This is a genomic window from Bradyrhizobium sp. AUGA SZCCT0222 (assembly GCF_018130205.1).
Taxonomy (GTDB): Bacteria; Pseudomonadota; Alphaproteobacteria; order Rhizobiales; family Xanthobacteraceae; genus Bradyrhizobium.
The window spans coordinates 109,099-124,155 of sequence record NZ_JAFCLX010000004.1 but is presented as its reverse complement, the minus strand read 5'-3'; the positions used below and the strand labels follow the sequence as shown (position 1 = coordinate 124,155).

Sequence of the window (15,057 nt, the reverse complement as noted above, 5' to 3'; positions counted from 1 at the left end):
GACACTCACCCCTGCACGATGCGCCACACGATCGCGCCCGACGCGCCGACCCAGAGCACGATCGCAGCTAACGCCTGGATGCCAAAGCCGCGGCCGCGCTTGGCGGCGGCCTGCGAATAGCCGAACATGTAGGAGGCGGCCGGCGATCCAGACCAGGCCCAGCCCTGCCGCGAAGGGGTCGCTGATATAGGCCGCAAACAGCCACAGCGACGGCAGGAAGATCGGCATCCATTCCAGTGTGTTCATCTGCACGCGAAACACGCGCTCGAAATCCGGATGGCCCGAAGTGGCCGGTACCTTGACGCCGAACGCGCTGCGCGCTTTCGAGACCTGAATCGAGGTGAAGAAGTAGAACAGGATGGCAAGGCAGGTGACGAGAGCGGTGAAGTGATACATTGCGGAAAGTCCCTTTGAACACTGCTTTAAGGCATGACGGTTGGGCAGTCAGCTCAGCCGTCATCCTGAGGTGCGAGCCTTGCGGTGCACTTGCACCGCTGGGCGAGCCTCGAAGGATGGGTCACGGGCGTACTCATCCTTCGAGGCGCGCAAGAGCGCGCACCTCAGGATGACGAGAGACGCTGTGGGTACTCTGCTCAATCCGATGTCATTGCCTCTAGTACCCCGTCATCTCCAGATAGCCTAATCCGCTATGGCTGCCGCCAAAGCTGATCGGGCCTTCCCAATACGGAAAATTCGTTCCCATCCAGCTCTTCGGGTTGAGTGGCGTACAGTCGATCGTGACAGCGAGTTTGGGAATCGCGATGCGCCATGAGGTCGGGATCTTGCGGTTCGCTATCTCCGTGTAAGCCTGGGGCGTGAAGCTGATATCTGCTGAAGCGAGCGGCTCAGTATTGCCGTCGCGGGCGACCCAATTGCCCGAGCCGTAATGCTGGCCGTCGGTCTGGCGCATCCGGTACAGCATCAGCTTTTCGCCGGTCTTGAAATGCAGCGACAGCCAGTCCCAGCCGCTCTGGTCGGAGGCCAGCGGCTGGCTGCTCCATTCGCGGTCGAGCCAGGCCTGTCCGGTGACATCGACAGTTTTGTCGTCGATGGTGATGCTGCCTTTCGCCGAGAAGTGTGGCTGGCTGTAGTAGTAGGAGGCCTGTTCGCGCAGCGATTTGCGGCTGTAGCCGGCCTCGCCCTGCAGCACCAGCGGCCGGTCGGCGTCGAGGCGCAGCGCATAGTTGAAATCGGCGCCTGAGGCCTTGAGTTCGAGCGGCGCCATGTTCGCCGCGTCGATGGGGCCAAGCCCGCGCATTTCCCAGGAATCGATCCAGGCGAGAAATGGATGGGCGTCAGCGCCGGCCTGGCCGACGCCCCCGCGGGCAAAGGTTTCGCTGGTGCGATGGGTGTCGGCGCGCGTCACCGCGGCATGGCCCATCCAGAGCTGCTGATTGGCCCAGCCTTCCTGTTGCGCCCCCGGCTTTGTTGCCTGCCGGAACAAGGTCCACTGCGCGCCATAGGCGGTGCCATTGGCATCGGCGAGATTGGCGGTCACGTACCACCACTCGATCCGGAATTCCGGATGCGGGCCATGATCGGCGGGAAATGAAAATGCCCGGCCGGGGATGACGGCGGCATAACCACTGGCGCTTTCGCCTAAGCCCGCAAAGCCCTGCGCCAGCGCCTTGCCGTTGAACGAGGCGAGAAGGATACCGCTCACAAAGCTGCGGCGGGACGTCAGGCCGCTACCGCTCATTGGCAAAGATCCTGATCAGGCTGGCCGGCTGCATCCGCGCCAGTCGCATGACCGGAAGCGCTGCCGCACAAAAGGCCGCCGCCATCGCGACGCCGACCAGCCACAGCAATTGCGCCGGGAAGACGTGGAACGGCAGCCGCCAGCCAAAGGCCTTTACGTTCACGATCGCGAGCAGGCACCATGCCACCAGGAGGCCCAGCGGCAGCGCGAACAGCGCCGTGATCAACGCGACCGACATCGTCTTGAGAAGCTCGATCGCGGCCAGCCTGCGCCTGGTAATGCCGATCGCCCATAACGGGGCCAGCTGCGGCAGCCGCGAATTGCTCAGCGTCAGCAGGCTGGTGAGTAGCGCGATGCCGGCGACGCCGAGCGTGAAGGCGTTGAGCGCCGCAGTCACCGAGAAGGTGCGGTTGAAGATGCGTTTCGATTCCGCCTTCATCGTCGCCTGATCGGCGACGTTGCGATCGTCGAGCCCGAATTTTTCCTGCAAAGCCGTGATCAGCGCCGGAATCTGGCCGGGTGCGACGCGCAAACCCATCCGTGTCAGCGGGACCTCCGGAAAACGTCGCGTCAGCGCGGCATAGTTGACCGCGATCTGGCTCTTCGGATTGCCGTAGTCGGCATAGATGCCGACGATTTCCAGCGTCCAGTTGCCGCCCGGCGCCGGAATGTCGATGCGATCGCCAATCGAAAGCTTCAGGCGTCGCGCCAATTGTTCGCTGACGAGGCAGGTCGTGCCGGGACGAAGTCTGGTCCAGGCGTTCGGCGCCGACTCTAATAGCGGCCAGCTGTCGCGATAGGTGGTGTGATCGGGCAGGCCCAGCACTTCGAGCGGCGCCCCTGCCAATTGGGTGTCGGCGCGGCCGCCGGGCAGGATCGCTTCGACCTCGGGCCGTTCGCGCAGCCAATTCCTGATCTCGGTCGCCTGGGCATTGCTGGACGCGCTGATATAGACATCCGCCGCCAGCCTTCCGTCGAGCCAGACCAGGAACGTGCGATTGAAGCTGCCGACCATGGTGCCGACGCCGACATTGACCGCGAGCGCGAGCAGCAACGCCATCAGCGCCAGCGACAATCCCGAAAGCTGCTGGCGGCTGTCGGCCCAGAACCAGGTGCTGAGTGGGCCGCGCGCATGCCGCTGGCCGAACGCGAGCACGACTTCCAGCAGCATCGGCAGGATCAGCGCCGCGCCCAGCAGCAGGGCCGCGAGCACGGCAAAGCCCGACACCAGGGAGTCGCCGAACAGCAAGAACGCGCCGGCAGCGGCGAATACGCTGAGCGCCACCGCGCTCTGGAACATCAGCCAGCGGCGCTGCGCCTGTTGCCACGCATAGGGCTGCGCGGTGGCGAGCAGCGGCAAACGAAGCGCCTTGGTCAGGCTGGTCGCCGCGGCGGCGAGCGCGCCCAGAATGCTGATGGCGATGCCGGCGAGCCACCATTCGCCCTTCAGCGTCAACTGTCCCGGGATCTGCGCGCCGTATAGCCCGCGCAGGGATGCGGCGACGTCGGGCAGCAATGTCGCCGCGATCAGATAGCCGCAGACGAGCCCGATCAGGCCTGCGAGCAGCGCCAGCGACACCAGTTCGATCACCATCACGCTGTTCAACATCCGCGCCGAGACGCCGCAGGCGCGCAGCGTGCGCAAGGTGGGCAGGCGCTGCTCGAAGGCAAGACCGATGGCGGAATTGACGATGAACAGGCCGACGAAGAACGACAGCAGTCCGAATGCGGTGAGGTTGAGATGGAAACTGTCGGTGAGCCGTTCGAGATCGGTTTCGGCATCCGGTGCAACCAGACGCAGTTTGTCGCCGACGACATTTTCCAGCGAGGGGTGTTTGCCTTTGGCCTTGCCGATCAGCAGGCGGGACAATTGATCCGGCATCTTCAAGAGCGTCTGCGCGATGCCGATGTCGACGACCAGTACGCCGGGCACCAGCTGCGTCTGCACGCGCAGCGGCGGCAATGTCACGCCGCCATTGGTGACAGCTGTGGCGCCCTCGGTGAGCTTGAGATCGGAAAGCGTTTCCGGCGCCACCAGCATTTGCCCGGGCGGCGTCATGAAGGCTTGCAGATTGGAGGTTTCGACCCCGGGCGCGCTGCCGACCTCGCGCGGCAAGGTCACGGGCTCGATGCCGAGCAGGCGGAACGAGCGTCCGCCGATCTGGATGCGGCCTTCGAGCGCCGGCGATACCGGCCAGCCGGCGCGGCGCAGGTCGACGAAGAGTTGTTGCGGGAAGGCTGGACTGTCGCGGCCAACCAGCATCGCGGTCCGCGTGCCGCCGAATGTGGCGGCGGCGCGGTCATAGGAGGTGCGCGCCTGCTGATTGAGCGCCTGCACGCCGCTCCATAGCGCGGTCGCCGAAATCAGGCCGATCAGCAAGGTCGCGAGCTGCATCGGATGCCGCCGCCAATGGCTCAAGAGCACGGCGAGCGTCCAGAGCGCGCGTTTCACGCGATCACCCCGGCGTGCAGATTGACCTGGCGGTCGAGCGTGGCGGCGAGCCGCGCGCTGTGCGTCACCATCAGGAAGCCGCAGCCGCTGCGCGCCACGAGATCGCGGGCCAGCGCCAGCACTTCGTCGGCGGTGGCTTCATCGAGATTGCCGGTTGGCTCGTCCGCGAGCAGCAGCAGCGGCTTTGTGGCCAGCGCGCGGCCGATCGCGACCCGCTGCTGCTGACCGCCGGACAATTGCTCGGGATAGCGCTTGAGGAGATTCGTAAGGCCCAGACGCTCCACCAGCTCGTGATGCCAGGCATCATCGTGGCGTCCGGCGATGCGCGACTGGAACACCAGATTGTCCTCGACGGTCAGGCTCGGGATCAGGTTGAATTGCTGGAACACCAGCCCGAGGCGATCGCGGCGCAGTTCGGCGCGGCCGGCATCCGAGAGTTCGGAGACCAACGCGTTGTCGAGCCTGATCGCGCCGCCATCGGCGGCATCGAGGCCGGCGATTAGGTGCAACAGCGTGCTCTTGCCGCTGCCGGATTCGCCGGTCAGCGCGACGCTCTCGCCGGCCGCGACGGACAGGTTGACGCCGCGCAGCACCGCGACCTCCTCGCCGGCGGCGCGGTAGCTCTTGGTCAGGCCGTTCACGGTGAGCACGATTGATTCGCCGTTGCTCATGCGCTGATCACGCGAGCTTCCGGCGCGTGGGGAAAGCCGGCGTGGCCAAAATGTCGATGCGGCGATGGATCGAATTGACCATGAAATTCCCCTGGCGTGATGCCCTGCAACATATCAGGACCGCGATATCAGATCACGGCCTCAATATCAGGGGCGACGGGATCGTGATTCGGTTGTAACGGTGCGCATCAGGCGGCGCAAAGTTGCCGGGCACGTTTCCGGTCAAAATGCGCAGTTGCCTTGCCGGGGAGGCCATGGCTAGCATCGCATACCGAAGTCACTGAATCGGCAACGATAAACTTGGGGTAGCAGCCATGACCGAACATGTGACGCCCAAGGGCGCCTGGAAAATCACATTTCTGCTGTTTCTGTTCATGCTGGTCAATTTTGCCGACAAGATCGTGGTCGGCCTCGCCGGCGTGCCGATCATGACCGAGTTGAAGCTCGACGCGGAGCAGTTCGGCACACTCGGCTCCTCGTTCTTCCTGCTGTTTTCGATCTCGGCGATCGTCGTCGGCTTCATCGTAAATAGCGTCCAGACCCGCTGGGTTCTGCTGGCGATGGCGGTGATCTGGTCGGTGGCGCAATTCCCGATGGTCGGTACCGTCAGCTTCACCACGCTCTTGATCTGCCGCATCATTCTCGGCGCCGGCGAGGGCCCGGCGTTCGCGGTAGCGGTGCATGCGATCTACAAATGGTTTCCGGACGAGAAGCGCACCCTGCCGACCGCGATCCTGTCGCAGGGTTCCGCCTTCGGCGTGATCCTCGCGGTGCCCGCGCTGAACTGGATCATCGTCAATCACAGCTGGCACTATGCGTTCGGCGCGCTCGGCGTGGTCGGCCTGATGTGGGTGGTGGCGTGGCTGATCATGGGCAAGGAAGGCCCGCTGGTGCAGACGGTAACGATGGCCGCCAACGATCCGCGCGTTCCCTATTTCCAGCTCCTGACCTCGCGCACCTTCATCGGCTGCTGTGCCGCGACCTTCGGGGCGTATTGGGCGCTGTCGCTCGGCCTCACCTGGTTCACGCCCTTCATCGTGCAGGGGCTCGGCTTCTCGCAAAAGGATGCGGGTTGGGTTTCGGTGCTGCCCTGGGTGTTCGGCGCGGTGATCGTGCTGCTCACAGGCTGGATTTCGCAGGTGATGCTGACGCGGGGCTTTACCACCCGCGGCGCGCGCGGCGTGCTGGGATCGGTGCCGCTGATCATCGGCGGCCTGATTCTCGCGATGATGCCCTATTCCGCGCCGGGCGGGATGATGGTTGCACTGCTCGTGGTCGGTACCGGGTTGAGCGGCTCGATCTATGTCGTCTGTCCGCCGATGCTCGGCGAGTTCACGCCGGTGCAGCAGCGCGGCGCCGTGATCGCGATCTACGGCGCGATCTACACGCTGGCCGGCATTATCGCGCCGCTGGTGATGGGTAGCGTCATCAAGCACGCGGCAACGCCGCTCGACGGCTATCTGACCGGCTTCACCATCAACGCGGTCGTGATGGTGTCGTCGGGACTGCTCGGCCTGCTGCTGCTGTGGCCCAATAGCGAGCGGGCGCGGCTGCTGGCCCAGGCCGCACAACCGAAGTTCGCGTGAGCCAATGGCCCGCTACAAGCTGCATTGCATCGGCGCCTCGGGAAATTCCTACAAGCTGGCGCTGTACATGAACTGCGCGGGCCTCGACTGGGAGCCGGTCGGGGTCGATTTCGCCGGCGGTGCGACTCGCGATCCGAACTGGCGCGCCGGCACCAATGCGATGGGCGAGGTGCCCGTGCTCGAAGTCGATGGGCAGTTCATGTCGCAATCGGGGGCGATCCTGGTCTGGCTTGCGGAAACCACCGGTCATTTCGCGCCCGCCGCCGACGAGCGATACGAGGCCTTGCGCTGGATCATGTTCGATAATCACAAATTCACCAACAACCATGCGATGCACCGGTTTCAGAGATCGTTCATGCCGGAGCCGGTGCATCCGGCGATCCTTTCGTTCCTGCGCGCGCGGACCGAGTCGAGTTTTGCAATCGCCGACAAACACCTCGCCGATCGCGCCTTCATGCTGGGCGACCGCCCGACCATCGTGGATTTCTCGCTGGCCGGGTATGTCTATTATCCGCCGGAGGAGACCGGCTTCGACATCGCGGCGGATTATCCCGCGCTGGATGCCTGGCGCCGGCGCCTTGCGGCGCTGCCGGGCTGGAAGCCGCCTTATGAGCTGATGCCGTTGGGATCGGATCTGCGGTTGATGATGAACCGGCCGGCATAGCGGTCGTTGGGAGACGGCCATGGGGATCAGAATTTTTGGCGGCGCGTCCATGGCAGCGCTTGCGCTCGCGCTGTTGTGCGCGCTGCCGATGGCCATCGGTTTCACAGGCACCGCGCTGGCGCAGGGTACGCTCACGAAGGCACAATCGGACGCGCTCAATGCGTACAATGATGCGGTAAAGAACTTCGAGGCGATCCTCGTACAGCGGCGCGCGCAGATCAATGCGAAGCAACCGCTGCCGAACCTGCCGGGACAGGCGCTCTATCTGGCGCGCAACAAAATGCTGAGCGCCTACAAGGATCTCACCGACGCGCTGCCGTCCAAAATCGGTGGGCCCAACAAATACGAAATCCCGCCGGCCTATTTCAACGTGGCTACCGAGCCGCTGCTAGACGAGTACCGGAAGCTATTCGATGTGATGCAGGCGCCGCCCGCCAACGCGCAAAAATCAGATACCCCGTTCAAGGACGTCGTCGATCTGGGAACTGCGATCGCGCGCGCCAAAGGCCTCGATGCTGTCAATGCCGAGGCGGCGGGCCGGATCAGCCTCGGGCTGTTCTTTGCCGAGACCAATGGCAATCAAACCATCGGTAATGCGCGCTCGAACAAATACAAGGGCAGCCTGCAAACGGGCACATCGGAAGATCTGAACGGCCGCAGGAAGTGGACGGCGATAAAACCGTCGATCGCAGCTTTCGATCCTGCGCTGATCCAGCGCGACGACAAGGAGGGGGCGCGGGCCGGCAATATGGATCACCGGTTCAACCACTGGACCTCGGTGCGGGATGCCCTGATGAACGCGCATGCGGAAGTTTTTCCGCAGGTGCCGGCAATCGTGAAAACGCTGCCGGATCCGATCGATCAGATGAAGCTGTTCGAGCTGATCCAGATTATTCCCGCGCCGACCAAATCCGCGCTCAAGTCGGGCAATTTACTCAACTACCGGATTTCCGATCCTGTCATCATGAGATTCCTGCGGAACAACAGCGTTTTCACCTTTGGACAGGCCGACAGGGCGCGGACGTCTGCAACCATGCGCGAAATCCTCGATGCGATGTGGCTGTTCAATGCCAAGTTCGAACAGGCGCTTGCCAGGTTCAAGGAGATCAAGGCGGGGCAAAAGGTTTGAAGCCGGCCGGTGGAACCTTGCAACCGGTAACTCATGGTTCATACTCCCGGCCGATGCTGTCCGATGCGGTCATGAAGCGCGCATAGAAGGTCACTCTGGGGGAGAGTGGGGATTGCCGTCGGTAAGGAAAACATTCGACCAGTCAGGCTTTGGCGGTTGGCCCCGCCGCCGCACCATCGCCGCCGCGATGGTCGCCTTGCTGCTTCTGCCGGTCGAGGTCAGCCATGCCGGTTGGCTGTCGGACGTCTTCAAGGGCACGTCAAAGCAGGCGCAATCGCCAAAGCGTCAGGCGCCAAAGCAGAGTCCATCGCCAAAGCGCGCCGCCGCGCCAAAGCCGGCCGCTTCAAAGCCAGCCAGGGTAGCGAAGCCTGCCGTCGCGCCCAAGCACCGCACGGCGAAGGCTGTTGCCCCAAAGGCGGCGGCCAAGCCGTCGGTTTCGAAGACGGTCGCAACAACCTGCGAACCGTCAAAGTTCCGGATCGTTCTGGATGTGGGGCATACCGCCCAATCGGAAGGCGCGATCAGCGCCCGCAACGTTTCCGAGTTCGTCTACAATCTGCGGCTGACGCAGCGGATCGAAGAGAAGCTGAAGGCCGAAGGCTTTACCGAGACGAAGTTGCTGCTGACCGAAGGCAAGGCGAGGGCCAGTCTGGTCAAGCGCGTCGCCGCGGCGAACAATCTGCCCGCGAATCTGTTCCTGTCGATCCACCATGACTCCGTGCCCAAGAAATTTCTCGAGGACTGGGAATTCGGCGGCAGGAAAAGCCGTTTCAGCGACCGCTTCAGCGGCTATTCCGTGTTCGTCTCCAGCAACAACCCGGAATACAAGGCGAGCCTCTCGATCGCCGAACTGCTGGCGAAGGAAATGAAGGCCCAGGGCCTGAAATATGCCGAGCAATATTCGCAGCCCATCATGGGCCGCTACCAGCATCCGCTGCTGAACAAGGAAACCGGTGTCTACAGCTATGACAAGCTCATCGTGCTGAAAAAGACCAGGATGGCTGCCGTGCTGCTGGAGGCGGGCTCGATCATCAACCGGGACGAAGAGCTCCAGATGGACTCAGCCGAACGCCGGGACATCATCAGCAGCGGTGTCGCCGCGGCCATCAAGGAATATTGCGATCATCGATGGGGTATCCTCGGTCCGCTCTGATGGCGGCGACGGTCGGCCCGAAAAGCCCTGCGTCAAAGTCAGCGGGGAGCGCTGGGGATAATCGAAGCGCCGGGCAGCGAATTGATTTCGCTGTCGACGGCAACACTCCCCGATCGCTGGGTGTAGCCGAACCCGAGTGACAGGCTGAGATTCGGCGCCGGCTGAAATTCGATGCCGGCATTCGCGCGATAGCCCGGTAGTGTGCCGGACTTCTTGTCGAACGGCGCGAACGGGCCGCCGATGCCGCTATCATATTTCAAGGTTTCGAAGCCGGCATAGAGCGAAACGGGCAGGCCGCCCGCGCTTCCGAAATTGTAGCCGGTCTGCATACCCTCGTAACGGAGCGAGCCGAAATTGCCGAACGCTCCAGCCTGGTTGATGCCGTTCCAGTTCAAACCCGCGGGGCTGCTGGTGCCGCTGACGAACATGCCGTTCTGGAAATTGTAGCGCGTCGGGGAATCCTGGTCGGAGGGCAGGGTCCCACCAAAGCCGATGGGCCAGCCCGGGCTCCAATAGGGCACAGGGGCGGCCTGGGCGTGGGCCGTCCGCCCGCCCAGACAGAGCGCCGCCAAGACGAGCGCGAGACCTAATCTGCCTGCAAAAATCGACATCCGTACCATCGCCAAGCTTCCCCAAATCATACCCTCCAGCCATGGGGAACGCCAGCGCGGCGCGTATCGATAGCCTATCGATACTTGGGTTCATACTTGGGTTCGGGATGGAACCGATGTACTTGGTACCGGTCAATTTGTTAGTATTCGAAGAACCTCTCCAGCCAAGGATATCCGCGTGCAAAAGTTCGAGCCGCTTCGTCAGGTCAACCCCGTTTCAGGCTACGGCAAAAACGACGTTTTGGTCATTTTCGGCGAGGTCTTTGCCCGGGGTTACGTCAACGGCCTGATCGATGAAGCCAAAAAAGCCGGGATGACTGTCATTTATGGCACGGTCGGACGCCGCGATGAAAATGAGCAGTTGCGGCCTTTGACAGCGGAAGAGTTGGCCGAGAAAGACCAGCCGCTGGTCAACGTTCCCCTGGAATGCGGATTCGATCTGGCAAAATCGAGCAAGGGTCTCAGCCCATGCGACCAGCTCAAGGGTTTAAAACTCAGCGAGTGGGACAAGGCCACGGTTGATCTTGCGCAGGTGGAAGAGTCGCGCAAAGCCGGCCGCGAAAATTTTCGCGTGCGCGTGCAGCAATATCTGGTCGAGTTGCAAAAGCAAATTCCCGATGGCGCCAAGGTCCTGATCGCTCACACCATGGCCGGCGGCGTTCCGCGCGCGAAGATCATGATGCCTGTCATGAACCGGGTCTTCAAAGGCACCGCGACCTCTTCCAAGGAGTTTTGGGAAGGCGACCTCGGCCGGCTCTGCGAAATGAGCTTTATGGATGTGAGTGCGAATAGCCTTTCGGATCTGATCGAACTGAGTGCCGGGCTGCGCGACAGCGTCGCCAAGAACGGCGGTCAGGTTTCTTACGTGGCCTACGGCTATCATGGCACCGAGATCCTTATTGCCGGCGAGTATCACTGGCAGAGCTACTCACCCTACCTGCAGGGTTTTGCGAAAATCGAACTCGAAAATATTGCGCGGCGCGCGACCGAGCAGGGCGTGAAAGCGAGTGTCTTCAATGCGCCGGAGATCCTGACCAATTCAAGCTCGATCTTTCTGGGTGTTGAAGTGGCGCTCTATCCGCTGCTCGCCGCCTTCAAGAAAGAGGCGCCCGATCATCCGGTCACCAGGAAGCTTCTGGCCGAGTGTGCCGACCTGCTGAAACCCGAACACAGCCTTGAGGCACTGATCGAGCTCACCGACAATTATTTCCGGTCAGACATTATTCAGCGCTGGACCAAGTTCGAACAATGGCCGCAGCACAATGGCCCCGAGCAGATGGAATTGATGCACGCCACGTCGAAAGCAATTATCGACATGCACAAGGACGGCCGCAAGCTTCTCACGGCGGCGCTGAGCGAAATCGTGTTCAAGGCCTGCGGATACGCCATGCTGCATGAGGCATTGAATCCCCGCCAATCCGTATGGTGGGTCGGTCATCAGTTCGTGACTGAGGCTGCGACCAAGGCCTGACGCGCCGCGGCGCCAAACTTCGGTTGTGACACCCCTGCGCCCCCGCGCAGCGGTTTGCCCGGGCGTGCGCCTGTGCCTTGTGATCACCCCGATTTGAGCGATCCTGATGCCGTCACAGATTGCGGCGCTGCGTTCTGCCCTACACATGGGAAGCGGGGTAGCTGATCAAACGGGGTGGCTGATTAAAGGATATTTGCGATGCGTTTTGTGTTGGCCCTAGGTGTTTTGATCGCCTTTAGTGCTTCTGCCAGCGCCGCAAAGAAGGTGCATCACGCCAAGCCACGACAGGTCATTGTCCGTCCCGTCCAGCCGGTGGACCCACGCTTTCCGCCCGTGCTCATGGACCAGACCCCGAGCTACAATGATCCGTCCAAGTTTGGTGGCGCCTGATCTGCGACGATCGGCATGAGCCATTGCGGCGTTGGGTGTCGAAGCGCGGTAACGCGATCGACCTCGATTGCGGCTAAGCCGAACCTGCGTCAGCTCGCCGCCGCGCCAAACTTCGGCTGGATACCCTGCGCGCCGCGCACCAGTTTGCCGGGGCGTGCGCCGGTGGCCTTGCCGCCGCGCTGCGTCACCACGCCGGAGACGATGGTGGCGTCATAGCCGTCGACCTGCTGCATCAGCCGGCGGCCGCCGACCGGCAGATCGTAATGCACCTTCGGCGGATGCAGATGCAGCTTGTCGTAGTCGATCACGTTGACGTCGGCCTTGAAGCCAGGTCCGATCACGCCGCGATCGTAGAGGCCGACCGAGAGCGCGGTCTTGCGCGACTGGGCCGCGACCACGAACGGGATCGAGAGCTTTTCGCCGCGGGTGCGGTCACGGGTCCAGTGCGTCAGCAGATAAGTCGGGAAGCTGGCGTCACAGATGATGCCGCAATGCGCGCCGCCGTCGGAAAGGCCCGGCACCGAATGCGGATCGCGCAGCATCTCGCGGGTCGCATCGAGATTGCCGTCAGAATAATTGAGGAACGGCACATAGAGCATGCCACGGCCGTGGTCGGTGAGCATCGCGTCGTAGGCAAGTTCTTCCGGCTGCCGGCCCTGGCGGCGAGCCTGCGCACCCAGCGTGTTTTCGGGCGGCTGTTCGTAATCCGGCGGATTGCCGAGCAGGTACATCTTGTCGTAGTTCGGGCGGAAGAACAGCGGATCGTCGGTCGCGGTCGCATGCTCGCTCAGGATCGCCTTGCGCATCTCGGGCTGATGCAGGCGCTTCAAGCGTTCTTCCAGCGGCAGGTGGGCGATCGCCTTGTAGCTCGGATGAGTCTGGAACGGGTTGCGCGACAATTCGAGTCCGAGCATCAATCCGACCGGACGGGCAGGGATCTGCGCGGTGATGTCGAGGCCGCGCGCAGATGCTGCGCTGATCATGTCCAGCGTCTTGCGCCAGCGCTGCGGCTCTTTATCGTTCTGCGTGATCGAGAACGTCACCGGGATTTTGGTGTTCTCGGCCACCCGCAGCATCATCGGCAGGTCTTCGTTGAGGGTGGAGAGATCGAGCACGAACTGCAGCACGCTGCGGCCCTGGCCGTGCATCGCGGCGGCAATCGCGGTCAGCTCGTCCTCGCCGGCCTTCAAGGTCGGCGTGTAGTCGCCGGTCGAGGTGCGGTGGTTGAGGGTGCGCGAGGTCGAGAAGCCGAGCGCGCCCGCGCGCACGGCATCGGCGGCGAGCACCGCCATCGCCTTGTTGTCGTCAGGCGTGGAAGGATCGCGGCGCGCGCCGCGGTCACCCATCACATAGACCCGCAAGGCCGCGTGCGGCAGTTGCGCGCCGACATCCATGTCGAAATTCCTTTTCGACAGCCATTCCATGTAATCCGGAAAGCTTTCCCAGGCCCAGGGAATGCCGGCGCTCAACACCGGCTCCGGAATATCCTCGACGCCTTCCATCAGTTGGATCAGGCGGACATGGTCGCTCGGCCGGCACGGCGCGAAGCCGACGCCGCAATTGCCCATGATCGCTGTGGTGACGCCGTTCTGCGACGACGGCGTAATCTCCTGGCTCCAGGTGACCTGGCCGTCATAATGGGTGTGGACGTCGACGAAACCGGGTGTGACCAGTTTGCCCCGGGCGTCGATCTCTTCCTTGCCTTTCCCCGAAACCTTGCCGACCTCGGTGATGCGGCCGCCCGAGATGGCGATATCGGCTTCATAGAGGTCGCCGCCGTTGCCATCGGCAATGTTGCCGCCGCGGATCACGAGGTCATGGGAACTGGTCATGGCGATTCATCCCGGGTTGAAGTTTTGTTGACTGCATCATCGGATATCCCCTGATGCAGTCAACGGCCGGGAATGAGGTTCAGGAATGCACCACGCTTGTGACCGGGCTCTCGGACCGCGTTTTCGGTTTGCGGTCGGTGATCAATGCGAGCAGGACCGTCAGGACCATGAAGGCGACGGAGGCACCGAACACCCAATGCGGCAGGTGCTGGTCCATGATCCAGCCGAACAATAGCGGGCTCAAAATGCCGCTGAAGTTGAATCCGGTGGAGACGATGCCGAAGGCGCGGCCGGCCGCACCCGGAGGGGCGGCATTGCGCACCAGCATGTCGCGCGAGGGCGCGATCACGCCGCCGAGGAACCCGGCGATGCCCATCGCCGCGGTCAGCACCACCGACGGCAGGGTGGTCGTCGCGATCACCAGCATGATGAGCGCATTGATGCCAAAGCAGGCGGCGGCGACCTGACCGTGGCGCGTGGTGCGGTCGGCGAGATAACCGCCCGCCAGCACGCCCGCCGCACTGGCGCCGAGAAACGCCGTCAGCGCGATATTGGCGGCCGAGAATGTCACGCCATAGCCGCTCATCAGCGCGACCACGCCGAAATTGCTGATGCCGGCGTTGGAGAGACCAAGCAGCATGAAGAAGAACGTCAGCATGATGATCGCCGGCGTGATGACGCTTTGTCTCTCGGGTGTCGCGCCATCCACTTTGCGGTCGGCCGAGCTCGCATCGGGAATGCCGACGACGATCAACAGCAGCGCCACCACAGGGCCGACGGCGCCGGCCACGATCAGTGCGCCGAGGCCGCCAAGCCACGCCACCAGTGCCGCCATGATCGCAGGCGCCACCGCGCCGCCGAGGAAGCCCGCAAACGTATGGATCGAAAAGGCGCGGCCCATCCGCCTTACATCCATATGCGCCGAGAGGATGGCGTAGTCGCAGGGGTGATAGACACTGTTGGCGAGACCAAGCAGTGCGGCGCAGAGGATCAGCGAGGTGTAGCTCAGGTTCATGCCGAGCATGATCAGCGCGAGACCACCGACACAAAGGCCGATCAGCAACACCTTGCGGGCGCCGATATGGTCAGCGAGATAACCGATCGGCGCCTGGGTCAGGCCGGATACGAGCCCGAACACGGTCAGGGCGAAGCCGAGCTCGATATAGCCGACGCCGAGCTGCGCCTTCAGATAAGGAAACAGCATCGGCAACACGAAGATATGGAAATGGCTGACCCAATGGGCCACCGAAATCCCCGCCAGCGTGCGCAGAGAACTGTCCGCTTTCACGTGTTGCGGTGCGGTCAGAACATCGACCATATCAGCGTCAAACCCCGTCTCGATCTACGGCCCGGCAAAGGCTGGCTTCTAAAATGTCCGCCGAAAATAGTGGTTAGCGGT

13 protein-coding genes and 1 pseudogene are annotated in these 15,057 nt (G+C 62.9%); 7 read left to right on the top strand and 7 right to left on the bottom strand.

Going from position 1 to position 15,057, the window contains the following annotated elements:
- Positions 1 to 5: 5 nt before the first annotated feature.
- The 4 genes and pseudogenes from JQ629_RS04860 to JQ629_RS04845 all read right to left on the bottom strand — a co-directional run bounded on the left by JQ629_RS04860 (position 6) and on the right by JQ629_RS04845 (position 4,822).
- A pseudogene (locus JQ629_RS04860) lies at positions 6 to 396 on the bottom strand (MAPEG family protein).
- 217 nt (positions 397 to 613) lie between these two features.
- A complete protein-coding gene (locus tag JQ629_RS04855) occupies positions 614 to 1,699 on the bottom strand; it encodes a lipocalin-like domain-containing protein (protein ID WP_212411549.1) in 1,086 nt (361 codons plus the stop codon).
- Positions 1,689 to 4,151, bottom strand: a complete 2,463-nt coding sequence (locus JQ629_RS04850; RefSeq protein WP_212411547.1) for an ABC transporter permease — start codon at positions 4,149 to 4,151, stop codon at positions 1,689 to 1,691. Before JQ629_RS04850 ends, JQ629_RS04855 begins: the two co-directional genes overlap by 11 nt.
- Positions 4,148 to 4,822 carry an ABC transporter ATP-binding protein gene (locus tag JQ629_RS04845; RefSeq protein WP_212390805.1) on the bottom strand — a complete coding sequence of 225 codons (675 nt, stop codon included), beginning with the start codon at positions 4,820 to 4,822 and terminating at the stop codon, positions 4,148 to 4,150. Before JQ629_RS04845 ends, JQ629_RS04850 begins: the two co-directional genes overlap by 4 nt.
- Before the next feature lie 41 nt (positions 4,823 to 4,863).
- Between JQ629_RS04845 and JQ629_RS04840 the strand changes: the two genes are divergently transcribed.
- From JQ629_RS04840 to JQ629_RS04820, 5 genes are all read left to right on the top strand, one after another.
- Positions 4,864 to 5,001: a hypothetical protein gene (locus tag JQ629_RS04840; protein ID WP_212411545.1), complete on the top strand. Its 138-nt coding sequence runs from the start codon at positions 4,864 to 4,866 to the stop codon at positions 4,999 to 5,001.
- Positions 5,002 to 5,136: 135 nt separating this feature from the next.
- A complete protein-coding gene (locus JQ629_RS04835) occupies positions 5,137 to 6,408 on the top strand; it encodes an MFS transporter (RefSeq protein WP_212267323.1) in 1,272 nt (423 codons plus the stop codon).
- A gap of 4 nt (positions 6,409 to 6,412) precedes the next feature.
- On the top strand, positions 6,413 to 7,072 hold the full coding sequence (locus tag JQ629_RS04830) for a glutathione S-transferase family protein (protein ID WP_212411543.1): 660 nt from the start codon (positions 6,413 to 6,415) through the stop codon (positions 7,070 to 7,072).
- 19 nt (positions 7,073 to 7,091) lie between these two features.
- Complete coding sequence (locus JQ629_RS04825; protein ID WP_212411542.1) at positions 7,092 to 8,201, top strand: hypothetical protein; 1,110 nt, start codon at positions 7,092 to 7,094, stop codon at positions 8,199 to 8,201.
- A 112-nt stretch (positions 8,202 to 8,313) separates the two neighbouring features.
- A complete protein-coding gene (locus JQ629_RS04820; protein ID WP_249134824.1) occupies positions 8,314 to 9,354 on the top strand; it encodes an N-acetylmuramoyl-L-alanine amidase family protein in 1,041 nt (346 codons plus the stop codon).
- Between the two features lie 38 nt (positions 9,355 to 9,392).
- Here the strand turns inward: JQ629_RS04820 and JQ629_RS04815 are convergent, their stop codons facing one another.
- Positions 9,393 to 9,965 carry an outer membrane protein gene (locus JQ629_RS04815; RefSeq protein WP_212411541.1) on the bottom strand — a complete coding sequence of 191 codons (573 nt, stop codon included), beginning with the start codon at positions 9,963 to 9,965 and terminating at the stop codon, positions 9,393 to 9,395.
- A 178-nt stretch (positions 9,966 to 10,143) separates the two neighbouring features.
- Here JQ629_RS04815 and JQ629_RS04810 point away from each other — a divergent pair, with 178 nt between their 5' ends.
- The gene (locus JQ629_RS04810; RefSeq protein ID WP_212411540.1) at positions 10,144 to 11,436 is read left to right on the top strand and encodes an enoyl ACP reductase FabMG family protein; all 1,293 of its coding nucleotides are present in this window, start codon (positions 10,144 to 10,146) and stop codon (positions 11,434 to 11,436) included.
- A gap of 198 nt (positions 11,437 to 11,634) precedes the next feature.
- Positions 11,635 to 11,826, top strand: coding sequence for a hypothetical protein (locus JQ629_RS04805; RefSeq protein WP_212411539.1), 192 nt, complete (start codon positions 11,635 to 11,637; stop codon positions 11,824 to 11,826).
- An 89-nt stretch (positions 11,827 to 11,915) separates the two neighbouring features.
- Here JQ629_RS04805 and JQ629_RS04800 read toward each other — a convergent pair whose 3' ends face one another.
- Positions 11,916 to 13,658, bottom strand: coding sequence for an N-acyl-D-amino-acid deacylase family protein (locus JQ629_RS04800; protein WP_212411538.1), 1,743 nt, complete (start codon positions 13,656 to 13,658; stop codon positions 11,916 to 11,918).
- A 79-nt stretch (positions 13,659 to 13,737) separates the two neighbouring features.
- Positions 13,738 to 14,976 (bottom strand): MFS transporter, encoded by a 1,239-nt coding sequence (locus tag JQ629_RS04795; RefSeq protein ID WP_212411537.1) that lies wholly within the window; start codon positions 14,974 to 14,976, stop codon positions 13,738 to 13,740.
- Between the last annotated feature and the right edge of the window lie 81 nt (positions 14,977 to 15,057).

What these genes read in the sequence shown, in the direction of transcription:
- JQ629_RS04805 (WP_212411539.1), top strand. Translation starts at nt 11,635, where the DNA reads ATGCGTTTTGTGTTGGCCCTAGGTGTTTTGATCGCCTTTAGTGCTTCT.
- JQ629_RS04830 (WP_212411543.1), top strand. Translation starts at nt 6,413, where the DNA reads ATGGCCCGCTACAAGCTGCATTGCATCGGCGCCTCGGGAAATTCCTAC.
- JQ629_RS04855 (WP_212411549.1), bottom strand. Translation starts at nt 1,699, where the DNA reads ATGAGCGGTAGCGGCCTGACGTCCCGCCGCAGCTTTGTGAGCGGTATC.
- JQ629_RS04795 (WP_212411537.1), bottom strand. Translation starts at nt 14,976, where the DNA reads ATGGTCGATGTTCTGACCGCACCGCAACACGTGAAAGCGGACAGTTCT.
- JQ629_RS04845 (WP_212390805.1), bottom strand. Translation starts at nt 4,822, where the DNA reads ATGAGCAACGGCGAATCAATCGTGCTCACCGTGAACGGCCTGACCAAG.
- JQ629_RS04800 (WP_212411538.1), bottom strand. Translation starts at nt 13,658, where the DNA reads ATGACCAGTTCCCATGACCTCGTGATCCGCGGCGGCAACATTGCCGAT.
- JQ629_RS04815 (WP_212411541.1), bottom strand. Translation starts at nt 9,965, where the DNA reads ATGTCGATTTTTGCAGGCAGATTAGGTCTCGCGCTCGTCTTGGCGGCG.
- JQ629_RS04825 (WP_212411542.1), top strand. Translation starts at nt 7,092, where the DNA reads ATGGGGATCAGAATTTTTGGCGGCGCGTCCATGGCAGCGCTTGCGCTC.
- JQ629_RS04835 (WP_212267323.1), top strand. Translation starts at nt 5,137, where the DNA reads ATGACCGAACATGTGACGCCCAAGGGCGCCTGGAAAATCACATTTCTG.